Origin of the sequence: Paraburkholderia caffeinilytica (assembly GCF_046030355.1) — a bacterium.
GTDB lineage: Bacteria > Pseudomonadota > Gammaproteobacteria > Burkholderiales > Burkholderiaceae > Paraburkholderia > Paraburkholderia caffeinilytica_B.
In genome coordinates this window covers 52,496-77,518 of sequence record NZ_JAQQCQ010000026.1, presented here as the reverse complement: position 1 = coordinate 77,518, position 25,023 = coordinate 52,496, and the positions used below count along the sequence as shown (strand labels likewise).

Genomic DNA, 25,023 nt, shown 5'->3' with positions numbered 1-25,023 from the left:
ATGACAAGTCGAAATCAATTGAATATGCCGGCAGCCGACGCCTCATCGGGTATCGAATCGCGAACACCGTCGATGACGGCGCTGGCGCTCGCGGCCATTTTCGTGACGTGGAATATCCCGTCCATGGCGGCAGCGCCCGCGGCCAATACACTGCCGACCGGCGGCACGGTGACCTACGGTGCCGCCACGATCACGCAAAACGGCAATACGCTCAACATCAATCAACGCAGCGGTTCGGCGATTGCGAGCTTCGGCACGTTCAGCATCGGTGCGAACGCGGTCGTGAACATCAACCAGCCGGGGACGGCATCGTCTTTCCTCGCGAGAGTGACGGGTTCGAATCCTTCGCAGATCTACGGCCTGCTCAAGTCCAACGGCGCGGTCGCGCTGATCAATCAGAACGGCATTCTGGTCGGACCGACCGGCGTAGTCGACGTGTCGCGGTTCATCGCCAGCACGCTCAACATCAGCGACAGCAATTTTCTGGCGGGCCGGCTGACGTTCAGCACCGGCGACGTCGCGGGCCATGTCGAGAATCAAGGCGTCATCAAGACGGCCAGCGGCGGCAGCGTCTACCTGATCGGCGCCGACGTGAAGAACAGCGGCGTAATCAACAGCCCGAACGGCGAGGTGTTGCTCGCTGCCGGACAAACCGTGCAGCTCGTCGACACCGGCACACCGGGTGTGACGGTCAACGTAACCGGCACCAGCGGCAACGTGACCAACCTCGGCAATATCGCAGCGGAAGCGGGCAGCATCGGCGTTGCTGCAGGCCTGATCAACAACAGCGGCGCCATCAACGCCAGCAGCGTGGTGAATCAAGGCGGCCGGATTTTCCTGCGCGCTTCGCAAAACCTGACCACCACGGCAAGCTCGACCATTACGGCCGACGGTGCGGCCCAAGGCGGCAACGTCGCGCTGGTTTCGGACAAGGTTGCGTATCTCGATGGCACTATCTCGGCGACCGGCCATGCGGGATCCGGCGGCTATGTCGAGACATCGGGCAAACAGTCGCTAGACGTGGTGAAGCTGCCGGCAGTCGGCCCGGGCGGCGAGTGGTACATCGATCCGTATTCACTCGAAGTGGTCGCGGGGAGCCCCGTCAATGTAACCAATTCGAGTAACGTGATCACCTCCACGGGTTCGGGTTCCGCGATCAGTGCCAGCACGGTGACGGGCGTGCTCAACAGCGGCGCCAATGTCGTTCTCGCCACCGGCGCCGATGGCGGAACCACCGGCGGCGACATCACCGTTAGCGCGGCCATCAACAAGACCAGCGGCTCAGCGGCATCGCTGACTCTGAATGCCGATGGCAACATCAATATCAACGCTGATGTCACCAGCACCTCGGGCACGCTCGGGCTGAACCTCAACACCAACGTCAATGGCATCGAAAGCGGCACCCATACAGTGACCGTCAGCAACGCCACCCTCGGCCTCAACGGAGGAGCGCTGAGTGTCAGCGACGGCGCCGGCGCGTCCGGCAACGGCAATCTGGTGTTGGCGAGCGGCGGCTCGATCGACTTCAGTCACGGCGGCGCCCTGTCCGCCGGCAACCTGACGCTCCTTGCGGGCGGCACGCTAAACGCCAACGCTTCCGCCAACCTGAATGTCGGCGACACATTGACCAACGGCGGTACGTTGTCGCTAACCAATGCCACCCTGAGCGCCGGTTCGTTCCTCAATACCGGAACGGCCACGTTTACCAACGCGACGGGAACGGTTAGCAATGTCAACAATCAGGGCACCCTGGCGATGACATCGGCCAGTTCCCTTAACGGCGAAGTGTTCACCAATACCGGCAACCTCGCGCTGAGCAACGCCACGCTGAATTTCGGCACGTTCACCAACGACACGGGGGGATACCTGTCCGGTACCGGCATGATTTCGGTAGCGTCCGGCACCGGCGTCCTGCTCAACAACGGCACGATCTCCCCGGGCGGCGACGGCGTGATAGGTTCGCTGTCGATCAACGGCGGCTACAGTCAGAGTTCCACCGGCACGCTGCTGATCGACATCGGCGCAGCCAACAGCTACGACACGCTGATCTATTCAGCGCCGTCCCTTTCGCTGGGCGGGACGTTGCAAACAAATTTACTGGGTAGTTATGTCCCGACGCTGGGGACAACCTTCAGCGCACTTTCAGGCCCCGACAGTAGTACTGCGCCCGGTGTATTCCGTCATGTCCTCGGCAACGTGATCGACAGCGGCGGCGCGCTGCAGATGATCAAGCCGGTTTACAACACCTCGGGACAGGGCTTGCCGTTTGCCATGGCGGGATCGGAAACCATCACTTATACGGGCACTGCCGAGAGTCTGTGGGGCAACGCCTATTTCTGGTCTACCGGCTACTTCCCGACCGCCATCGACAACGTCGTCGTGGCTGCGGGCGGACGCTTGTCGCATGGCTACTATGACGGTGTCGATACGGTCAACAGCATCACGTTCAACACCGGCTCCAATCTGTACCTGTCGGGCGGCACGCTTAATGTGACCAACATTAACGGCACTGGCAGCGTCGCTGTGGGCGGTGGCGTTCTGGGTTATATAGGCGTCGTCAACCTGACGTCGCTGTCATTGACGGACGGGGGAAGCATCGTCGGCAGCGGCAGCGGTTCACAGCTCAATATCAGCGACAGCTTTTCGCAAAACGGCGGCTCGATCTCGACCAACGGCGATATGTCCATGACGCAAAGCGCCGGCGACCTGACAGTGGGTGACATCACCGCGCGCAACCTGACGCTGACCGCGGCAAGCGGGGCGATATCCCAGCAGTTCTCGCCGCTGCATGTCACGCAACAGTTGAGCACGTCGTCAGCCAATGGCACGACCCTGACTTTTGCGGACAATCAGATCGCCGGGATTTCCGCCAGCAACACCACAATCGGCGACATCGTGGTCGTCAATCATCTCGACACTAGCGATACCGGCGCGGTGAACGTCAGCCGCATCAACAACGCTGGAGGCAATGTCAGCGTAAACAACACTGGCGCGATGACCGTCGGCGCGGCCGGTGTCAATGCGACAGGCGACATCGCTCTGTCGGTCGCCAACACCGGCGCTTCGACCGACAATCTCACGCTCAACGGTGTGCTTGCGTCCGCCGGAGGAAACATCAATTCATTCGCCGGCAACGACATATCGGTCAATGCGAACGTCGCGACATCGGCACCGGGATTGGTCACATTCACAGCCGCCAATGGTCTCGTGACGTATGCGGCCGGCGTCAGCATTTCCGACGCCCACGGCACGGTCGTGCCCGTGGCGGTTGTGGTGCCGCCAGTTGTCGTGCCGCCGGTTGTGACGCCAGTGACGCCCACGACTCCCACGACTCCGGCAACGCCCGATTCTTCACAAACAACAGCCTCTGTGGTTGCGCAAGCAGTGACGCCAACATCGAACGCCGTCGTTCAGGCGGTCACGTCGGTATCTGCCAGCACCACGACTGTCACGCCTCCAACACTGTCAACGGCCACCGGTAGCGCATTGTCTGCGGAACCTATGACGGTTGGAGGTGAGCCGGACACATTCGGTGGTACCGATACGACCGCAAGCTCCAGCCCAAGCCCCAGCAAAACCGCCACGACCAAACTGTATTGCAACTGATATCTCGACAATGGAACCCGTCATCAACACAGCCCAGTGGCATACCCGCACGATGCTCCAGCTCACGCGGCAATTCCTGTTTCTGCTAGCCGTGCTGGGATGCGGCAGCAGCGCATACGCGCAAGCTGTGGGCACGGTGACGCACTTGTCCGGCGTGCTGACGGTGAAACACGCCGACGGCAGCACTGCGCTGCTGGCGGTCAGGTCGTCGATAGTGCAAGGCGACACGTTGGTCACTGAAGCAAACACCTACACCCGGGTGAAATTTGTCGATAACGGCGAGATGGTCGTGCGGCCATCTTCGCAGGTCGTGGTCAAAAACTACGTGTACGACGTGGATCACCCGGAGAAGGACCATGTTGCCATCTGGCTGGTCAACGGTGGGCTGCGCTCGGTAACCGGCCTGATCGGAAAGCGTAACCATGATGCCGTCAGCTTCGAGACGCCGACGGGCATCATCGGCGTACGCGGCACCAACTTCGGCGCGCTGTTCTGTCAGAGCGATTGCGGCAGCGTGCCGACACCAAACGGGAACATGCCGCAGAACGGGCTGTATGTCGACGTATCGCAAGGCGCCATCGTGCTCAGCAATCCGGCCGGCCAGCAGGTATATCAGACCGGCCAGTTCGGCTTTGTCGCCAATCTGAATACCCCGCCGGTCGTCATACCGCCCACCCAGGGCGTGCCGGTGACGATGCCGCAATCGATCAGTCAGAATGCGCCGGCGGCCACCACAGCGAAGAGCACTACCGTGGATTGCGTGGTGCGGTAAATCCGCAAGCCGCAGCTAGCGTCTCAACTCGGAAAGGATTTTCTCCGCCAGAAAGTCGCAAGGTGGCCGCTTCGAGGCCGTGCTTCGCGCGAGCACCATTTCGAGTGCGGGAATCTCGGGCAATCCATGCGCACGCCCGAGGAGCGTGAAGTGCGCCGGAACCGCGCATCGCGCGAGCGGGACAATGGCCAGCCCGGCTTCGGCCATCGAGAGCAAACCGAGCAGACTTGGACTTTCATACGAGGTCCGGTAGGGAATCTTCGCGCGCTCGAGGCTGCTAATCGCATTCTCCCGCGCGACACTGCCCGGCAGGAACACGGCGATCGGCAGCGGCCGTTCGTGCCATATTTCATCGGCGCTCGGCGCCGCCGCCCATTCCATCGGCTCGAGCCGGATGAACTCGCCGGACAAGCCCTTGACTCGCGTCGCGCACACAAGGTCGACGGAGCCATCTTTCACCATCGGCGCCAGGGCGACGCTCGGCAAACCGACGACCTGAATTTCCACCTTCGGATAAGTGACGGAAAACTTCTTGAGGATGGGCGGCAGCAGCGACGACGCATAGTCGTCCGGCACGCCAATGCTCACCCGCCCGGTCACGTCCGGCCTGACAACGGCGGCCCATGCCTCCTCACGCAATGCCAGCATGCGGCGAGCGTAGGTCAGCAGGACTTCGCCGTCCTGCGTCGGAACCACATTTCTCGGTTTGCGGACGAACAGCGGCTTGCCCAGCGCCGTCTCCAGCGTCTTGATCTGCATGCTCACCGCCGATTGCGAACGATGCACGACTTCCGCCGCCCGGCTGATGTTGCCGGTGTCGGCGACGGCGACGATCATCGTCATGACGTCCAGGTCGAGCGCTTTCAATTGGGTTGATATCAGAAAACTAGATAGATTCGATCAATATTACGCGATTTTCTAAATTAGCGACATCGGGCATAGTGATCGTCAAGGAGCCACTCAATGAACGCCCGTACCGACCTCTCAGTGCTTGCCGTGCCGGAACTGTCCTTTGCGACCATCGCATCGGGCATCTCTGTGCCGTATGTCGAGTGCGGAGAGGGCGAACCACTGATATTCGTGCATGGATCGCTTTGCGACTATCGCTACTGGAATGCGCAGACCGCGGCGCTATCGCAGCATTTCCGCTGCATCTCGGTGAGCCTGAGCCACTACTGGCCGGCAAGCGAGGCTTGCATCCAGGGGGAATTCGGCTGGCAGACGCACGTCGCCGAGCTGGCCGAGTTCATCGAGGCGATCGACCTTGGGCCCGTGCATCTGGTCGGACATTCGCGTGGCGGCTGCGTGGCGTTTCATGTCGCGCGCGACTATCCGCGACTCGTGAAGACATTGATGCTCGCCGACCCGGGCGGTCCGCTGCAGATCGAGGGGATGCCGGACGCGTCACTGCCGGCCGCGACCAATGTGCTGCGCACGCGCGTCGCTGAACTCATCGAGAGCCAGCAGATCGACGCGGGACTGGAGCTGTTCGTCGACTCGGTCAGCGTGCCCGGATCATGGCGCAAGAGTCCGATTGCGTTCCGCACCATGGCGATCGACAACGCGGGCACGCTGCCCAAGCAGCTCCGCGATCCGTTGCCGGCCTATTCCCGTGAAACGGCGCGCGGTGTGAAATGCAGGACGTTGCTGATCGACGGCCAGCGCAGCCCCAAGATGTTCCGCAACAACGTTGAAAAGCTCGCGGAATGGATCGACTACGCGGACAGACAAACCATCGCCGGGGCGTCGCACGGGATGAATGTGTCGAATGCCGGTGCTTTTAACCGGCTCGTGCATGCCTTCGCAAGCTTCTAGCAGGAACAGGACACGTTTGACCTGAAATCGACCCTGTTGCCGCTTGTCTGCGGTGACAGGGCGGCTCAAACTGTCGCGCTTGTGGGTGCTCCCACCCAATAAAGGCTTACACCATCCGTGACTGATTCCGATCCACTTCAATGTCTTCCTGACATCCTTGAGCCGGGTCTATCGGTGGTGTTTTGCGGCATCAATCCGGGCGCCCTTGCGGCATCCACCGGCCGCCACTTTGCCGGCAGAGGGAATCGATTCTGGCGGACCCTTCATCTGGCGGGTTTCACGCCCGAGCAGATTTGCCCTGAGGACGATCGCACGCTCCTGCAGTACGGTTGTGGCCTGACAACTGTGGTCTCCCGTCCCACGGCACGAGCCGACGAACTATCACAATGGGAGTTCAAAGCGGCCGCAGCAGAGTTCGAGCGAAAGATTGAACGATATGCGCCGCAATGGGTTGCCTTCCTCGGAAAGATGGGACTTTCCGCCATGTCGGGTACGCGCGACATCCACTGGGGCCTTCAACCGACAACGTTCGGCGGCGCCCGCACATGGGTGTTACCCAATCCCAGCGGCCTGAACCGGGCATTCGGCCTCGACGCGCTAGTGGCGGCTTACCGGGAACTTCGTCTTGCAGTCGCACCGGCTGGTTCGTCCCTTCGCGATATCCCATGTCAGTGAGCGTGTCTTGAGCGGCGCGTCGCCTGCTTCAATGCGTGGACCTGCGCTCTCATCTCGGCGCAAATAATTTCAATAAGCTTTCACCGCATATTCCCACTCGCTACGCCCGCAGTTCAAAGAAGACCTCCACGATCAACGATTCGTTACCGCCCGCTGCGGGCCGAAAACGTTCGCCGGAGTCTTTCAGACGCCAACATGTATCACGCCGGTAACTCAAGCCTTGCGCGCCTTGGGTACATTGATGCGATGCCTCGTCTCAATTGCTGTCCACCCGTTTCCATCAAGGCGCACATGAGCCACGGACGGTCTATCAGCAAGGCCCTCGCGGGAGCCGGCGACTCGCCGCGCACGCTATCCCGCTGGGCCTCCTTGATAAAACATTACCGCCGATTACGATGCGCATTCATCGTCACGGACCTACCGCCAGGCTATAAGACTGTCCTGTGCCGGTCACGACGTTATGCATTTTGCGCAGTCCGCTTTGCTTGCAATTAGATAACAGCATTCCAAACGTTCGTTGGGTTGTGACAATGCACGAGAACCGTGGCATGTTCCCTACATTCCGGCAGAGAATGACTCCCCGTCCGATCATCAACGGCAGCATCTGTTTTCGGAGATACCTATGAGCGAAGCCGTGTCCAAGCAACCCAAGCGCTCCCGACGCGGGCTCATCCTGTTGACGGTTGTCGTGCTGGCACTGATCGCACTGGTCGCCGTCCACCTGCTGACCCAGAAGAAACCCTCGCGCGACGTCGCGCCCATTGTCGTCACCGTGGCGAGCGCCACACTCGGTTCGATGCCCGTCACGTTGAGCGAACTCGGCACGGTCACGCCGACCGCCACCGTGACCGTGCTGCCGCAGCTAAGCGGCTACCTCACCGCCGTCGGTTATCACGAAGGTCAGGAAGTACAGAAAGGCCAGTTCCTCGCCCAGATCGATCCGCGTCAATATCAGATCAGCAAGCAGCAGGCTCAGGCGGCCCTCGCCAAAGACCGCGCCTCGCTCGCCCAGGCGCGCGCCGATCTTGTCCGCTATACGCAGTTGAACGAGCGTAAGTCGATCGCCCAGCAGACCTTTGAGGATCAGAAGTTCCTCGTGCAGCAGGACGAGGCCGCGGTCCAGTCCGATCTCGCCAACATCGCCCAGTTCGACCTCGACCTGGCCTATTGCCGCATCACCGCGCCGGTCGCCGGCAAGGTCGGCCTGCGCCTCGTGGACCCGGGCAACTATGTGACGGCGTCATCGTCGACGGGGATTGTCGTCATCACCACCATCAAGCCCACTACCGTGCAGTTCACCGTGCCGCAAGACGCGCTGGCTTCCATCGTGCAGCGCCTGAACGGCGGCGCGACCTTGCCGGTCACCGCCTATTCCAGCGACAACGCACGCGAGGTCGCCACCGGCGCGCTCTACGCCGTCAGCAACCAGATGGCCACGTCGACGGGCACCGTCACCTTGCGCGCCACTTTCGCCAACGAGGACGAAGCGCTGTTCCCCAACGAGTTCGTCAACGTCAAGTTGCTGGTCGATACGATGCAGAATGCCGTGCTGGTGCCGACCCCTGCCGTGCAAACCGGCGCGCCCGGCGACTTCGTCTATCTGGTCAATGCGAACAATACCGTCTCCGTGCACAAGGTGAAGCTGGGTCCGAGCGATGGCAAAAACACGGTCATCCTGTCCGGCCTCTCCCAAGGCAACCAGGTGGTCACGGACGGCACGGACCGTCTGAACGACGGCGCCAAAATCCAGGCGGCCAAGCCGAAGCCCGCAGCGGGCGCCTCCGGCACGGCCGCCGCCAGCGCGCCGGCCAGTGGCGCAGCCGCGGAGCCTGCCGCCTCCGAACCTGCCGCAGCATCCGCGGCGGCGTCGGCCAATGCGGCTTCGTCGTAGCAGGCTCGCGCGCCGATGAACATTTCCCGCCTGTTTATTCTTCGACCAGTAGCCACGCTGCTGCTGATGATCGCCCTCGTGCTGGTGGGCCTCGTCGCCATGCGCGTGCTGCCGGTTTCGTCGCTGCCCAACGTCGACTATCCGACCATCCAGGTGCAGACGTTCTATCCGGGCGCGAGTCCGGACGTGATGGCCACCACGGTCACGGCGCCACTCGAAGTGCAGTTGGGCGAGATCCCCGGCTTGCAACAGATGACGTCGTATAGCTCGGACGGCGCGTCGGTCATCACGCTGCAGTTCGATCTGTCGCTGAACCTCGACATCGCCGAGCAGAACGTCCAGCAGGCCATCAACGCGTCCAACAGCTACCTGCCCGCCGGCCTGCCCGCGCCGCCGACGTACGCCAAGGTCAATCCCGCCGACCAGCCGATCCTGACGCTCGCGGTCACGTCGAAATCGATGTCGCTGACCCAGCTTGAAGACGTCGCCAACAACCGTCTCGGCACCAAGATTTCCGAAGTGTCGGGCGTGGGCGTGGTCACGACGAGCGGCGGCAATGTACCGGCCATCCGCGTCGAAGCGGACCCGCACAAGCTGGCCGCCTACGGCCTGAACATCGACGATCTGCGCACGCTGCTCAGCTACGTCAACGTCAGTCAGCCGAAGGGCAATTTCGACGGCCCGGAACTCGACTACACGATCAACGGCAACGATCAGATCACCGATCCGAAGGACTATCTGGACACGGTGATCGCCTATCAGAACGGCGCGCCGGTGTTCATGCGCGACGTCGCGCGGGTCAGCCAGGCCGCTCAGGACGTCGAGCGCGGCGCCTGGTACAACGGCACACCGGCCATCGTGCTCAACGTGCAGCGGCAACCGGGCGCGAACGTGATCGCGACCGTCAACCAGATCATGAAGCAACTGCCGCAGCTCGAGTCCACGCTGCCGGCCGGCATGAAAGTGACCGTGGTGTCGGACACCACCGGCGTGATCCGCTCGTCGGTTTCCGACGCGGCGTTCGAACTGATTCTCGCCATCGTGCTGGTGGTCGCAGTGATCTTCGTATTCCTGCGCAACGTGCCCGCTACGCTCATTCCGAGCATCTCCGTGCCGGTGTCGCTGATCGGCACGCTGGCGGTGATGTACCAGTTGAACTACTCGATCGACAACCTCTCGCTGATGGCGCTCATCATCGCCACCGGCTTCGTGGTCGACGATTCGATCGTGATGATCGAGAACATCGTGCGTTATCTGGAGGAAGGCAAGACACCGCTCGAAGCCGCGCTGGAAGGCGCGGGCCAGATCGGCTTCACGATTCTGTCGCTGACCATCTCGCTGATTGCCGTGCTGATTCCGCTGCTCTTCATGGGCGGCGTGATCGGGCGTCTGTTCAGCGAATTCGCGGTGACGCTGGCCGTCACCATCGTGATCTCCGCCATCGTGTCGCTGACCGTGGTGCCGATGCTCTGCGCGCGCATGTTGCGCGCGCAGGCCGACCGCCATCCGAGCCGCTTTGAGCGCATCAGCGAGGGCCTGTTCGACAAAACACTCGGCGCCTATGAGCGCGGACTGCGCTGGGTGCTGGATCACCAGGTGCTGACGCTCGTGGTGGCCATCGGCACAGTCGTGCTGACCGGCATCCTGTACGTGGTGATTCCGAAGGGCCTCTTTCCGGTGCAGGACGTCGGCGTGATCGAAGGGATCAGCGTGGCCGACAACTCGGTGTCGTATGCCGCGATGGTGAACCGCCAGAGTGCGCTCGCCGATGCGGTCCTGAAAGACCCGGATGTCGTTTCGCTGACCTCCTACGTGGGGATCGACGGCACGAACTCGACGCTGAACAATGGCCGCTTCCTGATCAATCTTCGCGACCGCGACAAGCGTTCCGACACGGCGCAAGAAGTGGCCCGGCGTCTGCAACAGGAAGTCGCCAATGTCCCGGGCATCAAGCTTTACATGCAGCCCGAGCAGGATCTGACGCTCGACACAACGGTCTCGCCGAACCAGTACAGCTTCGTGCTGCGCGGACCGAGCCAGCAGGCGTTCCAGAAGTACGTGCCGGAACTGGTCGCGAAGCTGAAACAGATCCCGTCACTCGCTGACGTGCAAAGCGACATGAATACCGACGGTCTCAGCGTGAACGTCGAAGTCAACCGGCAGTTGGCAGCGCGCTTCGGCATTACGCCCGCGACCATCGACAACGCGCTGTACGACGCGCTCGGCCAGCGGATCGTCTCGACCATCTTCGAGCAGTCGAATCAGTACCGCGTGATTCTCGTCGCCAAACCGGAATCATTGCCGAACGTGCAGTCGATCGGCAACCTGTATCTGCCGAGTCAGACCAGCAGCACGGGCCAGGTGCCGCTGTCGGGTATCGCGAAGATCCAGATCACGAAGTCGCCGCTCGTGATCAGCCATCTGGCGCAGTTCCCCTCGGTCACCATCTCGTTCAACCTCGCGAAAGATGCGTCGCTGAGCACGGCCGTCAAGGCTATCCATCAAGCCGAACAGTCGGTGAACCTGCCACCGTCGATCACCTCGTCGCTGCAGGGCGCGGCCCAGGCCTTCGAGGATTCGCTGTCGAGTGAAGTCTATCTGCTGATCGCGGCGCTGGTGGCGGTATATATCGTGCTCGGCGTGCTGTATGAAAGCTTTATCCATCCGGTGACGATTCTGTCCACCCTGCCTTCAGCGGGGATCGGCGCGTTGCTCGCGCTGATGATCGCCGGCAGCGACCTGGATGTGATCGGCATTATCGGTATCGTGCTGCTCATTGGTATCGTCAAGAAGAACGCCATCATGATGGTGGACTTCGCGCTGGACGCCGAACGCAATCACGGCAAGCCGCCGCGCGAGGCGATCTTCCAGGCGTCGCTGCTGCGTTTCCGCCCGATCCTGATGACCACGCTCGCCGCCATGCTCGGCGCACTGCCGATGCTGCTCGGCACCGGCACCGGTTCGGAACTGCGCCGGCCGCTGGGGCTCGCGATCATCGGCGGTCTGACGCTGAGCCAGGTGCTGACGCTCTTCACCACGCCGGTGATCTATCTGTTCTTCGACAGAATGGCCGAGCGTACGAGACGCTGGCGCAACCGCAATAAACCGGAGGATTCGCCGCCCGGCGGTACGGAGGAAACGCCGTGAACATCTCGGCGTTATTCATCCGGCGGCCTGTCGCGACCACGCTTCTGGCCGTCGCGATCCTGATCTCCGGGGCGCTCGCCTACTTCCGGCTGCCGGTTGCGCCGCTGCCGAACATTGCCTTTCCGGTCATCGTAGTGCAGGCGAACATGGCGGGCGCGAGCCCGGAGATCATGGGGACCACCGTGGCCGAGCCGCTCGAGCGGCGGCTCGCCACCATTGCCGACGTTGAGGAACTGACTTCGGTCAGCTCCGTCGGCACGTCGATGATCGTGATCGAGTTCGGCCTGAAGCGCGACATCAACGGCGCCGCGCGCGACGTCGAAGCAGCCATCCAGGCAGCGCGTGCCGACTTGCCGACCACACTGCGCAGCAATCCGAGCTATCGCCAGTACAACCCGGCAGATGCGCCGATCATGGTGCTCTCGCTGACGTCGGACACGCTCACCAAGGCACAGCTCTACGATTCCGCGGATTCGGTGATCCAGCAGCAACTCTCGCAGGTCAACGGAGTGGGCCAGATCACGCTCGGCGGCGGCGCGTTGCCCTCGGTGCGTGTCGAGTTGCAACCGGGCAAGCTGAACAGCTACGGCATTGGTCTGGAAGACGTGCGCGCGGCGATCAGCGCCGCCAATGCCGACAGCGCGAAGGGCCATCTCGACGAGGGCGGCCAGCGCTACGTGGTCACGTCCAACGACCAGATTACGCATGCCGCGCCGTACCGCGACCTGGTGGTCGCCTACCGCAACGGCGCGCCGGTCCAGTTGCGCGACGTGGCCCAGGTCCGGGATTCGAACGAAAACATCCGCAATGCCGGGCTCTTCAACGGCAAGTCCGCCATCCTCGTGATCGTGTATCCGATGCCGGGCAGCAATGTTGTGAGCACCGTCGCGCAGATTCGCAAGGTCCTGCCGTCAATCGAGGCGACGCTGCCGAGCAGTGTTCACGTGGGCATCGCGATCGACCGCTCGGAGTCGGTCAGAGCGTCGGTGGGCGACACGGAACGCACGCTGTTCATCGCCGTGCTGCTGGTGGTAGGCGTCGTGTTCATTTTCCTGCAGTCGCCGCGCGCCACGCTGGTGCCGGCCGTCGCGCTGCCGCTGTCGATCGTGGGCACCTTCGGGCCGATGTACCTGCTCGGCTACAGCATCGACAACCTTTCGCTGATGGCGCTGACCATCGGCACCGGCTTCGTGGTCGACGATGCAGTGGTGGTGCTGGAAAACATCGTGCGTCACATGGAGTTGGGGCTCAGCCCGAAAGAGGCCGCCTTGAAAGGCAGCGGCGAAGTGGGCTTCACGGTGATCTCGATGAGCCTCTCACTGATCGCGGTGTTTCTCCCGATCATGCTGATGCCGGGCGTCGTCGGGCTGCTGTTCCATGAGTTCGCGGTCACGCTGTCCATCGCCATCCTGATCTCGCTCGTGATTTCGCTGACGGTCACGCCGGCCATGTGCGCCTACGTGCTGAGCCGCGACAATGCTGGGCACTCGAAAGCCCGCTGGGCGGCATGGGTCGAAAGGCAATTCGATCGCTTCAAGAATGCCTACGCGCGCTCGCTCACGGCCGTGCTGGACCATGCGCTGCTGGTCATCCTGCTGTTGATTGGCCTGCTGGTGGCCAACGTGTTCCTGTTCAAACTGGTGCCGGCCACCTTCTTTCCCGAGCAGGACACGGGCATCCTGATCGGACAGATCATTGCCGACCAGAGCATCTCCTTTCCGGCGATGCAAAAGAAGCTCACGCAATTGCAGGAGATCGTGCAGAAGGATCCGGCCGTGGCCTCGGTAGCGGGCTTTACGGGCGGCCGCGCGCTCAATACCGCCAACGTGTTCATCGAACTCAAGCCGCTGACGCAACGCCATGCCACGGCCACCGAGGTCGTGAACCGCCTGCGGCCCAAGCTCAATGCGGTCTCAGGCGCGCGGCTCTTTATCCAGGCACAACAGGATCTGCGCATCGGCGGACGGCAATCCGCCGCCGAGTATCAGTACACGCTCACCAGCGACGATTCCGCCGCGCTGTTCAAGTGGACACCGCTACTCGTCGCCGCGCTCGGCAAGGAACACGCGCAGTTGCTCGACGTCAACTCGGACTTGCAGCAAAACGGTCTGCAGACCTACGTCAAAATCAACCGCTCGACGGCGGCGCGCTACGGCTTTGCGCCGAACCAGATCGACAGCGTGCTGTATGACGCGTTCGGCCAACGGACGGTGTCGACCATCTACAACCCGCTCAACCAGTATTTCGTGGTGATGGAGGTCGCGCCGGATTACTGGCAGTACCCGCAAACGCTCAACCAGATCTACCTGAGCACGGCGGCCGGCAACGCCACCGGCACGGCGGCCACGCAGATGCCGGGTGCCACCGTGTCGGGCGTGACCGTGGCGACCGAAGCCCGTGCGGCCACGAACGCACTCAACTCGAACGCCCAAGCCAACGCGACCACCAACAGCATCGCCAACAGCAAGGGCGGCAGTTCGACCGGCAGTGCGGACAGCACGTCGGCGGAAACCATGGTACCGCTGTCCGCGCTGGCTTCGTTCTCGAACAGCCATACGTCGACGCAGGTGAACCACCAGAGCGGCCTCGTGGCCGCGACGATTTCCTTCAACCTGCCGGCGGGCGGTTCGTTGAGCAAGGCGGGCGAGGCGATTAACAACACCATCCGCGAGATTGGCATGCCTGCCAGCATCCACGGTTCGTTTGCCGGCGCGGCGGCGGCCTACTCGCAGTCGATGGGGACGGTGCCGCTGCTGATCCTGGCGGCGCTCGGCGTGGTGTATATCGTGCTCGGCGTGTTGTATGAAAGCTCGATCCACCCGCTGACCATCCTGTCGACGCTGCCGTCCGCGGGCATTGGCGCGACGCTCGCCTTGCTGATTTTCGGCACGCCGTTCTCGGTGATCGCGCTGATCGGCATCATCCTGCTGATTGGTATCGTCAAGAAGAACGGCATCATGATGGTCGACGTCGCGATCCATTTGCAGCGCAGCGAAGGCATGCAGGCAAGAGACGCGATTCACGCGGCCGCTGTGGTCCGTCTGCGGCCGATCATGATGACCACGTTCGCGGCCGTGCTCGGCGCGGTGCCGCTGGCCATCGGCATTGGCCAGGGCGCGTCGCTGCGCCAGCCGCTCGGTATCACGGTGATGGGCGGCCTGATCCTCAGCCAGGTCTTTACCTTGTACACGACGCCGGTGATCTACCTCTACCTCGACCGCTTGCGTTTCAAGCTGGTCAGATGGTCCGCCAACCTGCCATGGAATCGCGACGCGCAGCAACCCGGACAACCGGATACGAGGGCATGACGATGAAGATTTCCCGTAACCGCTTTAGGACGCCTGGTGAGCAACGTGGCGGACCGCCCAGTGGCGTGCTTAACGACGTCGAGCGCGTTGGCCGCCTTGGCCACCTTAACCGCCTGAGCCCGCTTCGTCCTTTGGCCGCCGCGATGCTGGCCCTGCTGGCCAGCGGCTGCATGGTCGGCCCGGACTACCACCGGCCGCCAGTCAACGTCGCTGCCACCTACTCGGAGTTGCCGGGCTGGACGCAAGCCGAGCCCGCGGCCGACAAACCGAAGGGCGACTGGTGGACGGCATTCAACGATCCGCTGATGGACCAGCTCGAACCGCTGGTGTCGGTGTCGAACCAGACCGTGCGCGCGGACTATGCGAACTATCAGGAAGCGCTGGCAGAAGTGCGCGCGGCGCGGGCCGGCCTGTTTCCGACCATCGGCGCAACCGGTTCGGGCACCCGGGCGCGTAGCGCGGTCGGCAATGCTGCCAGAGTGGTCAACTCGGCCTCGCTGGAAGGCAACGTCAGCTGGGCGCCCGACCTGTGGGGCCAGGTGCGGCGCACGATCGAAGAAAACGCCGCGACGGCGCAATCGAGCGAAGCGACGCTCGCCAATGCGACGCTCGCCGAGCAGGTGGCGCTGGCCACGGCGATCATCCAGCTGCGTACCAGCGACGCCAACATCGACCTTCTGCAGAAGACGGTCGTGGCCTACAAGCACTTTCTGGACGTCGTGTCCGACCAGGATCAGGCAGGCACCATCCCGCCGTCCGACTTGATCTCTGCCCGCACCCAGCTCGAGACGGCGCAGTCCAATCTGATCGCTCTCGGCGTGGCGCGCGCTCAAGATGCGCACGCGATCGCCGTGTTGGTGGGCAAGAATCCGGAAGCGCTGTCGATTACGCACAGCACCACGATGCCGGCGCTGCCGGGTGTGCCCGTCGGCGTGCCGTCGACGCTGCTCGAACGCCGGCCGGACATCGCCGCCGCCGAGCGCAGGATGGCTGCGCAAAACGCGGCAATCGGCGTGGCGGTGTCGGCGTATTACCCGGCAATTTCCCTTTCCGGGTTAGCCGGTCTCACGCAGTCGCCGTTGTCCGGTCTGTTCAACGTGGCCAACTATGTCTGGTCGCTGGGCGGCAGCGCCACCGAAACGCTTTTCGACGGCGGCTTGCGCAGCGCCGACGTCGACGCGGCAAAGGCGGCCTACGACGCGGCTGTCGCCAACTACCGCGGCACGGTGTTGACCGCGTTCCAGAACGTTGAAGACGACCTGGCCGGGTTGCGAATCCTGGCCGAACAATCGGTCGTGCTGGATGCGGCGGTGCAAGATGCAACCCGCGGCGCCGAGATCGCTTTCAACGAGTACCAGGCCGGTACGGTGGACTACACGACCGTGGCGACCGCGCAGGCCACCCAGTTGAGCACTCAGCAGACCGCGCTGAATGTTCAGGAAACGCGCTTGCTGGACGCGGCGTCGCTATTCGGCGATCTGGGCGGCGGCTGGTCAGCAGATGAACTGCATGATCCGCAGCATCCGGACCGGCAGGCAGCGTCGCATTGAGTGCCTGAAAGCAGGACCGCCATTCACGGCATCTTCAATGCCAGATGCTCGTGACTGAGCGATTTCAGAAAGTCGCGTGCGTCGAAGGCTTCGCCGGCGCACCGCTTATCACGGGGAAAGGCCATGCAAATGGAAGCATCTGCCCCACTCCAAAAGGAGGGGGCGGCCACCCCGCGTGCAGTTATAGTCTTCCTGACGAACCGTCCTGGTCTGGCATCGAAGAACTATGGGAGAAGCTGTGAAGCTACGTCCACTGCATATTGCAATTCTGTCGGCTGCGGCATGCGCCGCTCTACCGGCCGCCGCACAGACCGAACCGGCAGAGCCGCAGGCTGTTCCGGTCACGGTCGACAATTTCGTCCGTGCCGAAACCGACCGCTACTTCAAAAATTCCGTGACCAGCGGTGGATTCGGGGGCTGGCATCATAATCGCGAACTCATTCCGATTGATCATCAGCCGGTTATCCGTGGCAATCGAGATACGCTGTATTCGACGCGAGTGTTCGATCTCGACGCGGGACCGGTCACCATTACACTGCCGGATGCGGGCCAGCGGTTTATGTCGCTCCAGATTATCAGCGAAGATCAGTACACGACGACCGAATACGGCGCCGGGCCGCATACGCTCGACAAGGGGAAAATCGGTACGCGTTATGTGCTCGCCGGCGTTCGTACCTTTGTCAATCCAACCGACCCCAACGATCTTGCCCGCGTTCACGCGCTGCAGGATGCAATCAAGGCCTCGCAACCGGGCGGCCCCGGCAAGTTCGAGATTCCAAACTGGGACAAGAAAAGCCAAGCGAAGGTCCGGGACGCACTCCTGGTTCTCGCGAGCACGGTCACCGATACCCGGCGCGCCTTCGGCACCAAAGAGCAAGTCGACCCGGTTCAATATCTGATCGGCGCCGCTTCGGCGTGGGGGGCAAATGCACCACGGGACGCCATCTATCTCAACGTCGTTCCGCCCAGGAATGACGGAAACACTTATTACACCCTGAAGGTAAAGGACGTCCCTGTCGACGGATTCTGGTCGATCAGCGTCTACAACGCCGAAGGCTACTACGAGAAGAATCCCTACAACGCATATACGCTCAACAACGCGACGGCTCAAAAAGATGGGCAAGGGGCGATCACAATCCGCTTCGGCGGCTGCGATGGCCGCGTGCCGAACTGCCTGCCGATTACACCGAACTGGAACTACATGGTTCGCATGTACCGGCCGCGTGCCGAGATACTGGACGGTGGCTGGAAATTCCCTGACGCGGAGGTAGTCGGCGAAGCCGCTTCCCGTTAAACGAGCATGATCGCCGCACCCATTGCCCAGAACCGATAACAGGAAAATTCACGCTTCGAGCAGCCATGCAGGCGGGCCGTCTCGCTGACCCGCTCGCAGTCTTTTCCAACAACCCATCGCGCAGCGTGGCGCCGCCAGCGCGCGATAGACGAACGGGATCTATATCTCTTCCACCATGCGCACCGTATCGCAACTCTTCGACCTCAAGGGCAGGACCGCCCTCATTACCGGTGGCTCCCGGGGACTCGGCCTGCAGATCGCCGAGGCGCTAGGCGAACAGGGAGCCCGCGTCATGCTTTCGGCACGCAAAGCCAGTGAACTCGAGGAAGCGACGGCGCATCTGCGCTCGCGTGGCATCACGGCTGACTGGGTTGCGGCGGACGGCGCATCCGAGGAAGACATTGCGCGCCTTGCCAACGACGCGCTCGCCACACTCGGCCATGTCGACATCCTTGTGAATAACGCGGGAGCAACCTGGGGCGCACCGGCGGAGGACTATCCGATCGGCGCGTGGGACAGGGTGATGAATCTGAATATCCGCGGCCTGTTCCTGCTCACGCAGCACGTCGGCAAGATGTCGATGATTCCTCGCCAGCACGGCCGCGTCATCAACGTGGCCTCCATCGCGGGACTGGCCGGCAACGCGCCGGGCACGATGGAAACGATCGCCTACAACACGTCCAAAGGCGCCGTCGTCAACTTCACGCGCACGCTGGCGGGCGAATGGGGAAAGTACGGCATCACGGTGAACGCACTCGCCCCCGGCTTTTTCCCGTCGAAAATGACGCATGGGTCGCTCGAACGCATTGGGGTCGAGAATCTGTGTGCCGGTGTGCCGCTCAATCGGCTGGGCGACGACGAAGACCTGAAGGGCGCGGCCGTGCTCTTCGCAAGCGATGCCGGCAAGCACATCACCGGGCAGATCCTTGCGGTAGACGGCGGGGTCAGCGCTGTGTGAGTTCACGGCGCTTACATGTTTGCAAGCTCGGGTATAGCCGGGTTTGCGGCCGTGGTCCCGGCAAGCAAGAATCCTGGATAGAGACTGACGCAACGGCGACGCAGCACAACGGCCCTACAGTCACGCCGGCCGCTCCACAATGCCCCGGCGAACAAGGAGAGTGCGGAGATGAGAAAGGCGATTTCCTTATCACTGATACTGACCTGCCATGTCATGCTGGCCAGCGCCGAAACACAACCGGTTCAGGATCAGGTCACGGTCAGCCGCGCTGCGCAAGCTGTCGTCTGGAGCATGCCGGCCGTCAACACCGACCTCATGCTGCAGGCCACCATCAAGGCAGGCGCCGGGGAAAACGAAATCATCTACTGGTCACGTCCGGTGGACTGGCACAACCAGAGTCTCACGCCCAATCCGGATGCGATTTACCTGATGTCTTTCTTCGATACGAAGCAAGGCCCGATCGTGCTGGAGGTTCCGCCGGCAGGTCCGGACGGCTCGTTCACCGGCAACATCGACGATCTCTGGCAGATGCCGCTCGAGGATGCCGGACCGTCCGGGGCGGACAAGGGTGCGGGCGGCAAGTACCTGATACTGCCTCCTGACTGGCACGGCCACATTCCACCCGGCTATATCGTGCTGCGCCCGCCGACGTACAGCGGCTACGGATTGATCCGCTCCACCCTGCGTAGTCACAGCGATGCAGATGTGGCGAAAGCCGTCGCCTACGGCAAACGGCTCAAGCTGTATGCGCTCGCGAATGCGGCAAAGCCGCCACCGACCCGCTATGTCGATGCCGTGGACGTCCTTTTCGATTCGACCATTCCCTACGACATCCGCTATTTCCAGTCTCTCGACCGTATCGTTCAGAAGGAACCGTGGCTCGAACGGGACAAGGTCATGATCGACCAGCTCAAGTCGATTGGAATCGAAAAGGGCAAGCCGTTCGCACCCGATGACAAGCGCGTTGCGCTGCTCAACGAGGGCGCGCGCGATGCGCACGAATGGATCGAGTATCAGTCGGAGCGCGCTTACGCACCCTATTTCCCCAATACGCATTGGGCCGTTCCCGCCGCATCCGAGCTGGTACAGGACGCGTCGAAGGGCTATACGGAACCCAATATCTATCCCGTCGATGCACGCGCGATCGTCTATTCGATGGGCTATGTCGGCATCAAACGCCTCGGCGCGGGCCAGTTCTATCTGATGTCGTGGCAGGATAAGGACGGTGATCATCTCGATGGCGGACAACACTATCGATTGACGGTACCGCCCAATGCGCCGATGCGCCAATATTGGTCGGTGACGGCATACAGCCGCATTACGCATGCGCTGATCAAGGACATGCCGCGCGCGAGCCGTTCGTCGCAACTGCAGGACATGGAGAAAAATCCTGACGGTTCGGTGGATATCTACTTTGGACCGGAACTGCCGGCCGGCCACGAGAGGAACTGGGTACCGACAAAGAGCGGGGAAAACTTCGAACTCCTGTTCCGCTTATACAGCCCCACGAAGCCTCTCTTCGACAAAACCTGGGCTCTGCCGGATCTCGTGAAAACCAGCGCTCAATGAGTGCAGCCAAGTCGCGACGGGGAAGACAGCGGCAACACGGCGCCGCTGTCCCGATCGGTTCCTAAGTGTAGTGCAGACAAAACGGCCACCGGCGTGCAATGCCAACTTTCTGACGCGACGCCGACGAAAAGCTGGCAATCATCGCCGGCAGAGCCTACGATCTTTAGTGCGATTTAGGGCCGCAGTGTAAGCGTGCGACGTCTAACGGAAATACAACTCCACTACCCGCTTATGGCGCTGTGCAAGATAAAACGGATCATGGGTGCCGCCGTTCTCGTGCTGACGTTCGGATTGCCGTTCGCCGCACATGGCACCGAAGGCGCATTGGGCCGCCCCATCTCAGGTGCGGGTGTGACGCCCGATGTTGGCGTCGTGCCACCGGAGCCAGGATGGTTCGTGAACCTGACTGAAATTTACTATGACGGCTCGATCAGTGCAGGACACTCCGTTCCCATAGGCGGCAAGACGACGCTGGGGCTCGACGCCCAGGTCTCGTTCACGCTGGCAACCTTGTTGAAGGTCTGGGACACCGGCCCCGGCCCCTGGAACTTTGCGTCGAGTGTCACGCTCCCCTACGCCTGGACCAGCGCAAATGCGGTGCTCGGAATCGGCAACCGGACGGCAGGCGTCAAGCAGGACGCGTCTGGCTTGTTCGATCTGACCTTCACACCGTTGATCGCTGGCTATCATTTCTCGAAGACCGACCATATTTCCTTTAGCGTCAACATCTGGGCGCCTACTGGCAAGTACGATCCTGGCAGCCTTGCCAACGTCAGCCTGAACAACTGGACGTTCATCCCCACGGTGTCTTATACCAAGCTGGTGCCGTCAATCGGGATGGAATTCGATGTAACCGCCGGCGTTCAGTTCTACACGCGCAATTCCGCGACCGACTATCAGAATGCGCCACTGTTTACCCTTGACCTGTTGATGCTCAAGCGCTTCGGCAACGGTGTGGGCGCCGGTCTGATCGTCGGCACGGTCCAGCAGATCGGTAACGATAGTGGTCCAACTGCGGACAAACTGAACGGCTTCCGGGGCTACGACTGGGCGGTCGGCCCGATCGTGACCTACGACACCAAGATCGGTGGCAAGACTCCGCTCAGTATGTCGTTGCGCTGGGTTCCGACGGTAGGCAGCAAGAACCGGCTTTCGAGCACGTCAACTGTGATGGCGACAGCAACGGTGGCCTTCTGACGTATTCCGATTTTCGGGGCCATCCTAAATGGGTCCGACACCGTACGTCGGCGGCCCCTCCAAGACAATCGCTACGCCCAGCGGTTCGAGTGCCTTGACGAAGAACGCTTTGCTCGCGGCATGTGGTTTCCGACCCGCCACTGGTCTTCGAATCGGTCGTCATCGGCGTTGGTCTTCCAGATTTACAGGAGCCGGTATGAGCACGAAGCACAACAAAAAAGAACATCTTGAAGCCGCAGCATCACACCACGAGCAGGCAGCGCGATATCACCGTGGCGCGGCGCGCCATTTCGAGGCGGGTAAAGACTATGCCCACGCCGCACATCAGGCGATGATGGCTCATGGCCACACCTTGCAGGCGATCGATCAGGCACACGACGCTGGCGCACACAGCGCCAATACACCACCTATCACACCTGCATCAACCGGCTCTGGCGCAGACAATACCAACGCGGCAAAACATCACGCAATGGCAGCAGAGCTTCACGACCAGGCGGCGCAACATATGCGCCACGCCGTCAAGCTCTTCGATCAGGACCGTAGCGCGGTCGCTCACGACGCGCAGCTAGCGCTCTCCTTTGCACTGCGCGCCTTGTCCCATGGCAACGAAGCCGCCAGACTATTTATCAAGCTCGCTCCACCCGAAGCGCAGTGAGTGACGTTGTATGAATTCAAACCCGTGACATCGCTTCTCACAGCATATTTCAGCGTGAAGCAATTCCATTGACGTCTGCTATTGAGCGCACCGAAAGCTGAGCCGTTAACTTGACGACGACCCGGCGCCATTCAACACCAGGTCGATCGTGCAGCTCTACGGTCGCGGGCCGGCCGTCAAGAACCGCGCACGGTGTGCGCGGCTGAAGCCAACGTTCCACTCGGGGCTATGCCTTTCGATCCAGCAAGTCTGCCGCGATGGACTTCGCATGCGCGACGGCCTCGTGCGCGTCTGGGAATACACCGAGCTGTTCCCAATGCTCTTCGACCGCGTAAGTCCCCTTCATACCGAGAGCCCTTTGTACGCGTAATTGAGCCGCGTACCTGCCGTCCGCCAGGGGTTGAGCCGTTGCTATCACCTTGTGCGGAAGATCGGATCTCTCCGGCTGAACCAACGCAACAGGACCACCCGGTTCGCCGATATCGTTTAACGCGTTCCTCGCTTTGCAGTCCGGGCAGTAGAAGCACCACCCCTCGTCCTCGCGAATGGATCTGACTTGCCCGCGGGCCAGCACGGCGCGGCATTCAACGTTTTCGCAGATGAACGGCATAGCAGTCTCCGGAGTTGTTTGCGAGAAATCCTAGCATGAGCGGCGACGGCCAACCATCAGCATTGTTGCCCTGCCGGTTCCACGCGCCAGAGGCTAAGATGAGGCGTGGCGCGTCGCCAGAACGGTCGGCGGCGTGCCCGCTTTTTGTCAGTCTCACCGGCTCTCCAGCAAAACCCTCAAGCGCGGGTCGGCGCGATCGCAGCCCGCGGCCGCAGCGTCGCCATGATCAGATACATGCCACCGCCGATCACCACGCCGAAGAACCACCCATAGGTATTCCACCAGACCGGCAGCAGGTTGGTGAAGTTAGGCAGGAAGGTCGAAAACACACTGCCCACCGCCGCCGAGACCAGCGCGTTGACGTTCCAGCCGCCTTCGTAGCGGTACTCACCATATTCCTGGTAGAGCGCCGCGACGTTGATGTTGCCTTTCGCCACCAGGTAGTAGTCCACCAGAATGATCCCCAGCAGCGGGCCCATCGTGGCGCCGATGGCATTGACGAAGTGCGCGGCGTTGCCTTCCCATGGCGCGAATGGATAGAGCACCAGCGCGATGGCCGCAGCGATGTAGCCCCCCTTCCTGAAGCTGATCTGCTTGGGGAACGTGTTGGAAATATCGAATGCCGCGGAGACGAAATTGGCCACGACGTTGATGCCCAGTGTGGCGACCGCGAAGGTCAGCGCCGCGATGAGCGCCAGCAACCAGCTGTCGAACTTGGCCGAAATCTGTTCGGGGTGAAGCAGCACTTCGCCGTATACCTTGAAGGCAGCGATAGTGGTGACGCCGGCAACCAGCGAGAACGCGATCAGGTTGACCGGCAGGCCCCACAGATTGCCTTTTTTCACTGCATCGCGGTTTTTCGCGTAGCGCGAGAAATCGCAAAAATTCAGGTATAGCGCCGCGAAGTAAGTGATCCAGGTCGCACCCACAGCCATCAGCGCCCAGAACGAGCCTGGCTCGCCGCTGACGCCGGCGTCGCCGGTCTTCTGCAGCAGCACGTTCATCGGAATGCCATGGGTGAACGAAAAGCCGCCGGCCTTTATGCACAGACCGATCGCCAGGATCAGCATCGCAACCCACACCGCCGGACCGGCCCAGTCCTGAAACTTGCGCACCGTCTCCATACCCTTCTGGATGATGAGCAACTGCAGCGCCCAAATGACCACGTAGCAGATCACCTCCAGCGCTGAGTGGCCAAGCAACTGCGTGCCTTTGTGGAAAGCCATCAGGCTGTCGCTGCGGATCAGCAGCGCGACCATCGCGCCCGACGCGGCTGCCGTCTGTGCGCCGTACCAGAAGCAGGCCACCACGGCGCGCACCATTGCGGCCAGGTTGGCGCCCCACACGCCAAAGGAGGCGCGCGCCAGCACCGGATAAGGCACGCCGGTCTTCTCGCCGGCGTAGCCGATCAGGTTCATGAGCGCGAAGATCACCAGCGAGCTAATTCCGATCGCCAGCACGAAGTTGATAAAGCTGCCGCACAGCAGGAACAGGCTGGCAGCGAGGTAGTAGCCCCAGAGACTGTGCACGTCCGAAGTCCAGACGTTGAAGATGCTGAAGGCCCCCCAATTGCGTTGCCTGGCGGGCGCGAGATCTTCGTTGTAGAGACCGGGGGAAGGGTCGCGGATTTCCATTCGTCATCTCCTTTGATTTCGTGGAACCAAGGAAACACCGCCGGACACGTCTGGGCGGAGATCTACCCGCGTCTGAAGCCTGCTGGTATGTCAGAACTGTATGTGCTTTGCCGCCTCGTTTCGAATGGGTAAACCCTGGTCGAAATGCGCGCCGCCGCAAGCCAGCCGCCCATGCCCACACAGGGTGTCGCACATGTATCGTTGTAAACCGCGTGACCATTCTGCGACGCGGGTCGTCATCTAACCGCGACCGAAACAAAACTGCGCGCGTGACATGCTCGGAGGCCGTCGCGCTGATATTCACGACATGTTGAGCCTAAACTACCGGCATACCGTCGGCTT

General features: G+C 61.9%; 16 protein-coding genes. 13 read left to right on the top strand and 3 right to left on the bottom strand.

The window, feature by feature from the left end:
• On the top strand, positions 1–3,606 hold the full coding sequence (locus tag PQQ95_RS30370; protein WP_408444370.1) for a beta strand repeat-containing protein: 3,606 nt from the start codon (positions 1–3) through the stop codon (positions 3,604–3,606).
• Between the two features lie 10 nt (positions 3,607–3,616).
• Positions 3,617–4,378 (top strand): FecR family protein, encoded by a 762-nt coding sequence (locus PQQ95_RS30365; RefSeq protein WP_408444367.1) that lies wholly within the window; start codon positions 3,617–3,619, stop codon positions 4,376–4,378.
• A 15-nt stretch (positions 4,379–4,393) separates the two neighbouring features.
• Here the strand turns inward: PQQ95_RS30365 and PQQ95_RS30360 are convergent, their stop codons facing one another.
• The gene (locus tag PQQ95_RS30360; RefSeq protein ID WP_408444450.1) at positions 4,394–5,215 is read right to left on the bottom strand and encodes a LysR family transcriptional regulator; all 822 of its coding nucleotides are present in this window, start codon (positions 5,213–5,215) and stop codon (positions 4,394–4,396) included.
• A 126-nt stretch (positions 5,216–5,341) separates the two neighbouring features.
• On the opposite strand from PQQ95_RS30360, the gene PQQ95_RS30355 reads away from it, so the two are divergent.
• The 11 genes from PQQ95_RS30355 to PQQ95_RS30305 all read left to right on the top strand — a co-directional run bounded on the left by PQQ95_RS30355 (position 5,342) and on the right by PQQ95_RS30305 (position 22,437).
• Positions 5,342–6,193: an alpha/beta fold hydrolase gene (locus PQQ95_RS30355; RefSeq protein ID WP_408444364.1), complete on the top strand. Its 852-nt coding sequence runs from the start codon at positions 5,342–5,344 to the stop codon at positions 6,191–6,193.
• A gap of 117 nt (positions 6,194–6,310) precedes the next feature.
• Entirely contained in the window at positions 6,311–6,868 is a 558-nt protein-coding gene (gene mug / locus PQQ95_RS30350) for a G/U mismatch-specific DNA glycosylase (RefSeq protein WP_408444361.1), read from the top strand.
• A 622-nt stretch (positions 6,869–7,490) separates the two neighbouring features.
• Positions 7,491–8,759 carry an efflux RND transporter periplasmic adaptor subunit gene (locus PQQ95_RS30345; RefSeq protein ID WP_408444358.1) on the top strand — a complete coding sequence of 423 codons (1,269 nt, stop codon included), beginning with the start codon at positions 7,491–7,493 and terminating at the stop codon, positions 8,757–8,759.
• Between the two features lie 15 nt (positions 8,760–8,774).
• Positions 8,775–11,906 (top strand): efflux RND transporter permease subunit, encoded by a 3,132-nt coding sequence (locus PQQ95_RS30340; RefSeq protein ID WP_408444356.1) that lies wholly within the window; start codon positions 8,775–8,777, stop codon positions 11,904–11,906.
• Complete coding sequence (locus tag PQQ95_RS30335; RefSeq protein WP_408444354.1) at positions 11,903–15,214, top strand: efflux RND transporter permease subunit; 3,312 nt, start codon at positions 11,903–11,905, stop codon at positions 15,212–15,214. The genes PQQ95_RS30340 and PQQ95_RS30335 overlap by 4 nt, the downstream gene beginning before the upstream one ends.
• On the top strand, positions 15,211–16,764 hold the full coding sequence (locus PQQ95_RS30330) for an efflux transporter outer membrane subunit (RefSeq protein WP_408444351.1): 1,554 nt from the start codon (positions 15,211–15,213) through the stop codon (positions 16,762–16,764). The genes PQQ95_RS30335 and PQQ95_RS30330 overlap by 4 nt, the downstream gene beginning before the upstream one ends.
• Before the next feature lie 238 nt (positions 16,765–17,002).
• A complete protein-coding gene (locus PQQ95_RS30325; protein WP_408444348.1) occupies positions 17,003–18,058 on the top strand; it encodes a DUF1254 domain-containing protein in 1,056 nt (351 codons plus the stop codon).
• 175 nt (positions 18,059–18,233) lie between these two features.
• Positions 18,234–19,016 (top strand): SDR family oxidoreductase, encoded by a 783-nt coding sequence (locus PQQ95_RS30320; protein ID WP_408444345.1) that lies wholly within the window; start codon positions 18,234–18,236, stop codon positions 19,014–19,016.
• Positions 19,017–19,184: 168 nt separating this feature from the next.
• Positions 19,185–20,585, top strand: a complete 1,401-nt coding sequence (locus tag PQQ95_RS30315) for a DUF1254 domain-containing protein (protein ID WP_408444342.1) — start codon at positions 19,185–19,187, stop codon at positions 20,583–20,585.
• 258 nt (positions 20,586–20,843) lie between these two features.
• Entirely contained in the window at positions 20,844–21,782 is a 939-nt protein-coding gene (locus PQQ95_RS30310; protein WP_408444340.1) for a SphA family protein, read from the top strand.
• A gap of 196 nt (positions 21,783–21,978) precedes the next feature.
• The gene (locus tag PQQ95_RS30305) at positions 21,979–22,437 is read left to right on the top strand and encodes a hypothetical protein (protein WP_408444338.1); all 459 of its coding nucleotides are present in this window, start codon (positions 21,979–21,981) and stop codon (positions 22,435–22,437) included.
• Between the two features lie 226 nt (positions 22,438–22,663).
• On the opposite strand, the gene PQQ95_RS30300 is transcribed toward PQQ95_RS30305, so the two are convergent.
• Positions 22,664–23,047 carry a hypothetical protein gene (locus PQQ95_RS30300; protein ID WP_408444335.1) on the bottom strand — a complete coding sequence of 128 codons (384 nt, stop codon included), beginning with the start codon at positions 23,045–23,047 and terminating at the stop codon, positions 22,664–22,666.
• Between the two features lie 176 nt (positions 23,048–23,223).
• Positions 23,224–24,681, bottom strand: a complete 1,458-nt coding sequence (locus PQQ95_RS30295) for an NCS1 family nucleobase:cation symporter-1 (protein WP_408444332.1) — start codon at positions 24,679–24,681, stop codon at positions 23,224–23,226.
• Between the last annotated feature and the right edge of the window lie 342 nt (positions 24,682–25,023).

Bases quoted from the DNA above. Each gene is read 5' to 3' on its own strand.
- PQQ95_RS30370 (WP_408444370.1), top strand. From the start codon at position 1: ATGACAAGTCGAAATCAATTGAATATGCCGGCAGCCGACGCCTCATCG.
- PQQ95_RS30320 (WP_408444345.1), top strand. From the start codon at position 18,234: ATGCGCACCGTATCGCAACTCTTCGACCTCAAGGGCAGGACCGCCCTC.
- PQQ95_RS30355 (WP_408444364.1), top strand. From the start codon at position 5,342: ATGAACGCCCGTACCGACCTCTCAGTGCTTGCCGTGCCGGAACTGTCC.
- PQQ95_RS30365 (WP_408444367.1), top strand. From the start codon at position 3,617: ATGGAACCCGTCATCAACACAGCCCAGTGGCATACCCGCACGATGCTC.
- PQQ95_RS30315 (WP_408444342.1), top strand. From the start codon at position 19,185: ATGAGAAAGGCGATTTCCTTATCACTGATACTGACCTGCCATGTCATG.
- PQQ95_RS30300 (WP_408444335.1), bottom strand. From the start codon at position 23,047: ATGCCGTTCATCTGCGAAAACGTTGAATGCCGCGCCGTGCTGGCCCGC.
- PQQ95_RS30305 (WP_408444338.1), top strand. From the start codon at position 21,979: ATGAGCACGAAGCACAACAAAAAAGAACATCTTGAAGCCGCAGCATCA.
- PQQ95_RS30345 (WP_408444358.1), top strand. From the start codon at position 7,491: ATGAGCGAAGCCGTGTCCAAGCAACCCAAGCGCTCCCGACGCGGGCTC.
- PQQ95_RS30330 (WP_408444351.1), top strand. From the start codon at position 15,211: ATGACGATGAAGATTTCCCGTAACCGCTTTAGGACGCCTGGTGAGCAA.
- PQQ95_RS30295 (WP_408444332.1), bottom strand. From the start codon at position 24,681: ATGGAAATCCGCGACCCTTCCCCCGGTCTCTACAACGAAGATCTCGCG.
- PQQ95_RS30360 (WP_408444450.1), bottom strand. From the start codon at position 5,215: ATGATCGTCGCCGTCGCCGACACCGGCAACATCAGCCGGGCGGCGGAA.
- PQQ95_RS30310 (WP_408444340.1), top strand. From the start codon at position 20,844: ATGGGTGCCGCCGTTCTCGTGCTGACGTTCGGATTGCCGTTCGCCGCA.
- PQQ95_RS30340 (WP_408444356.1), top strand. From the start codon at position 8,775: ATGAACATTTCCCGCCTGTTTATTCTTCGACCAGTAGCCACGCTGCTG.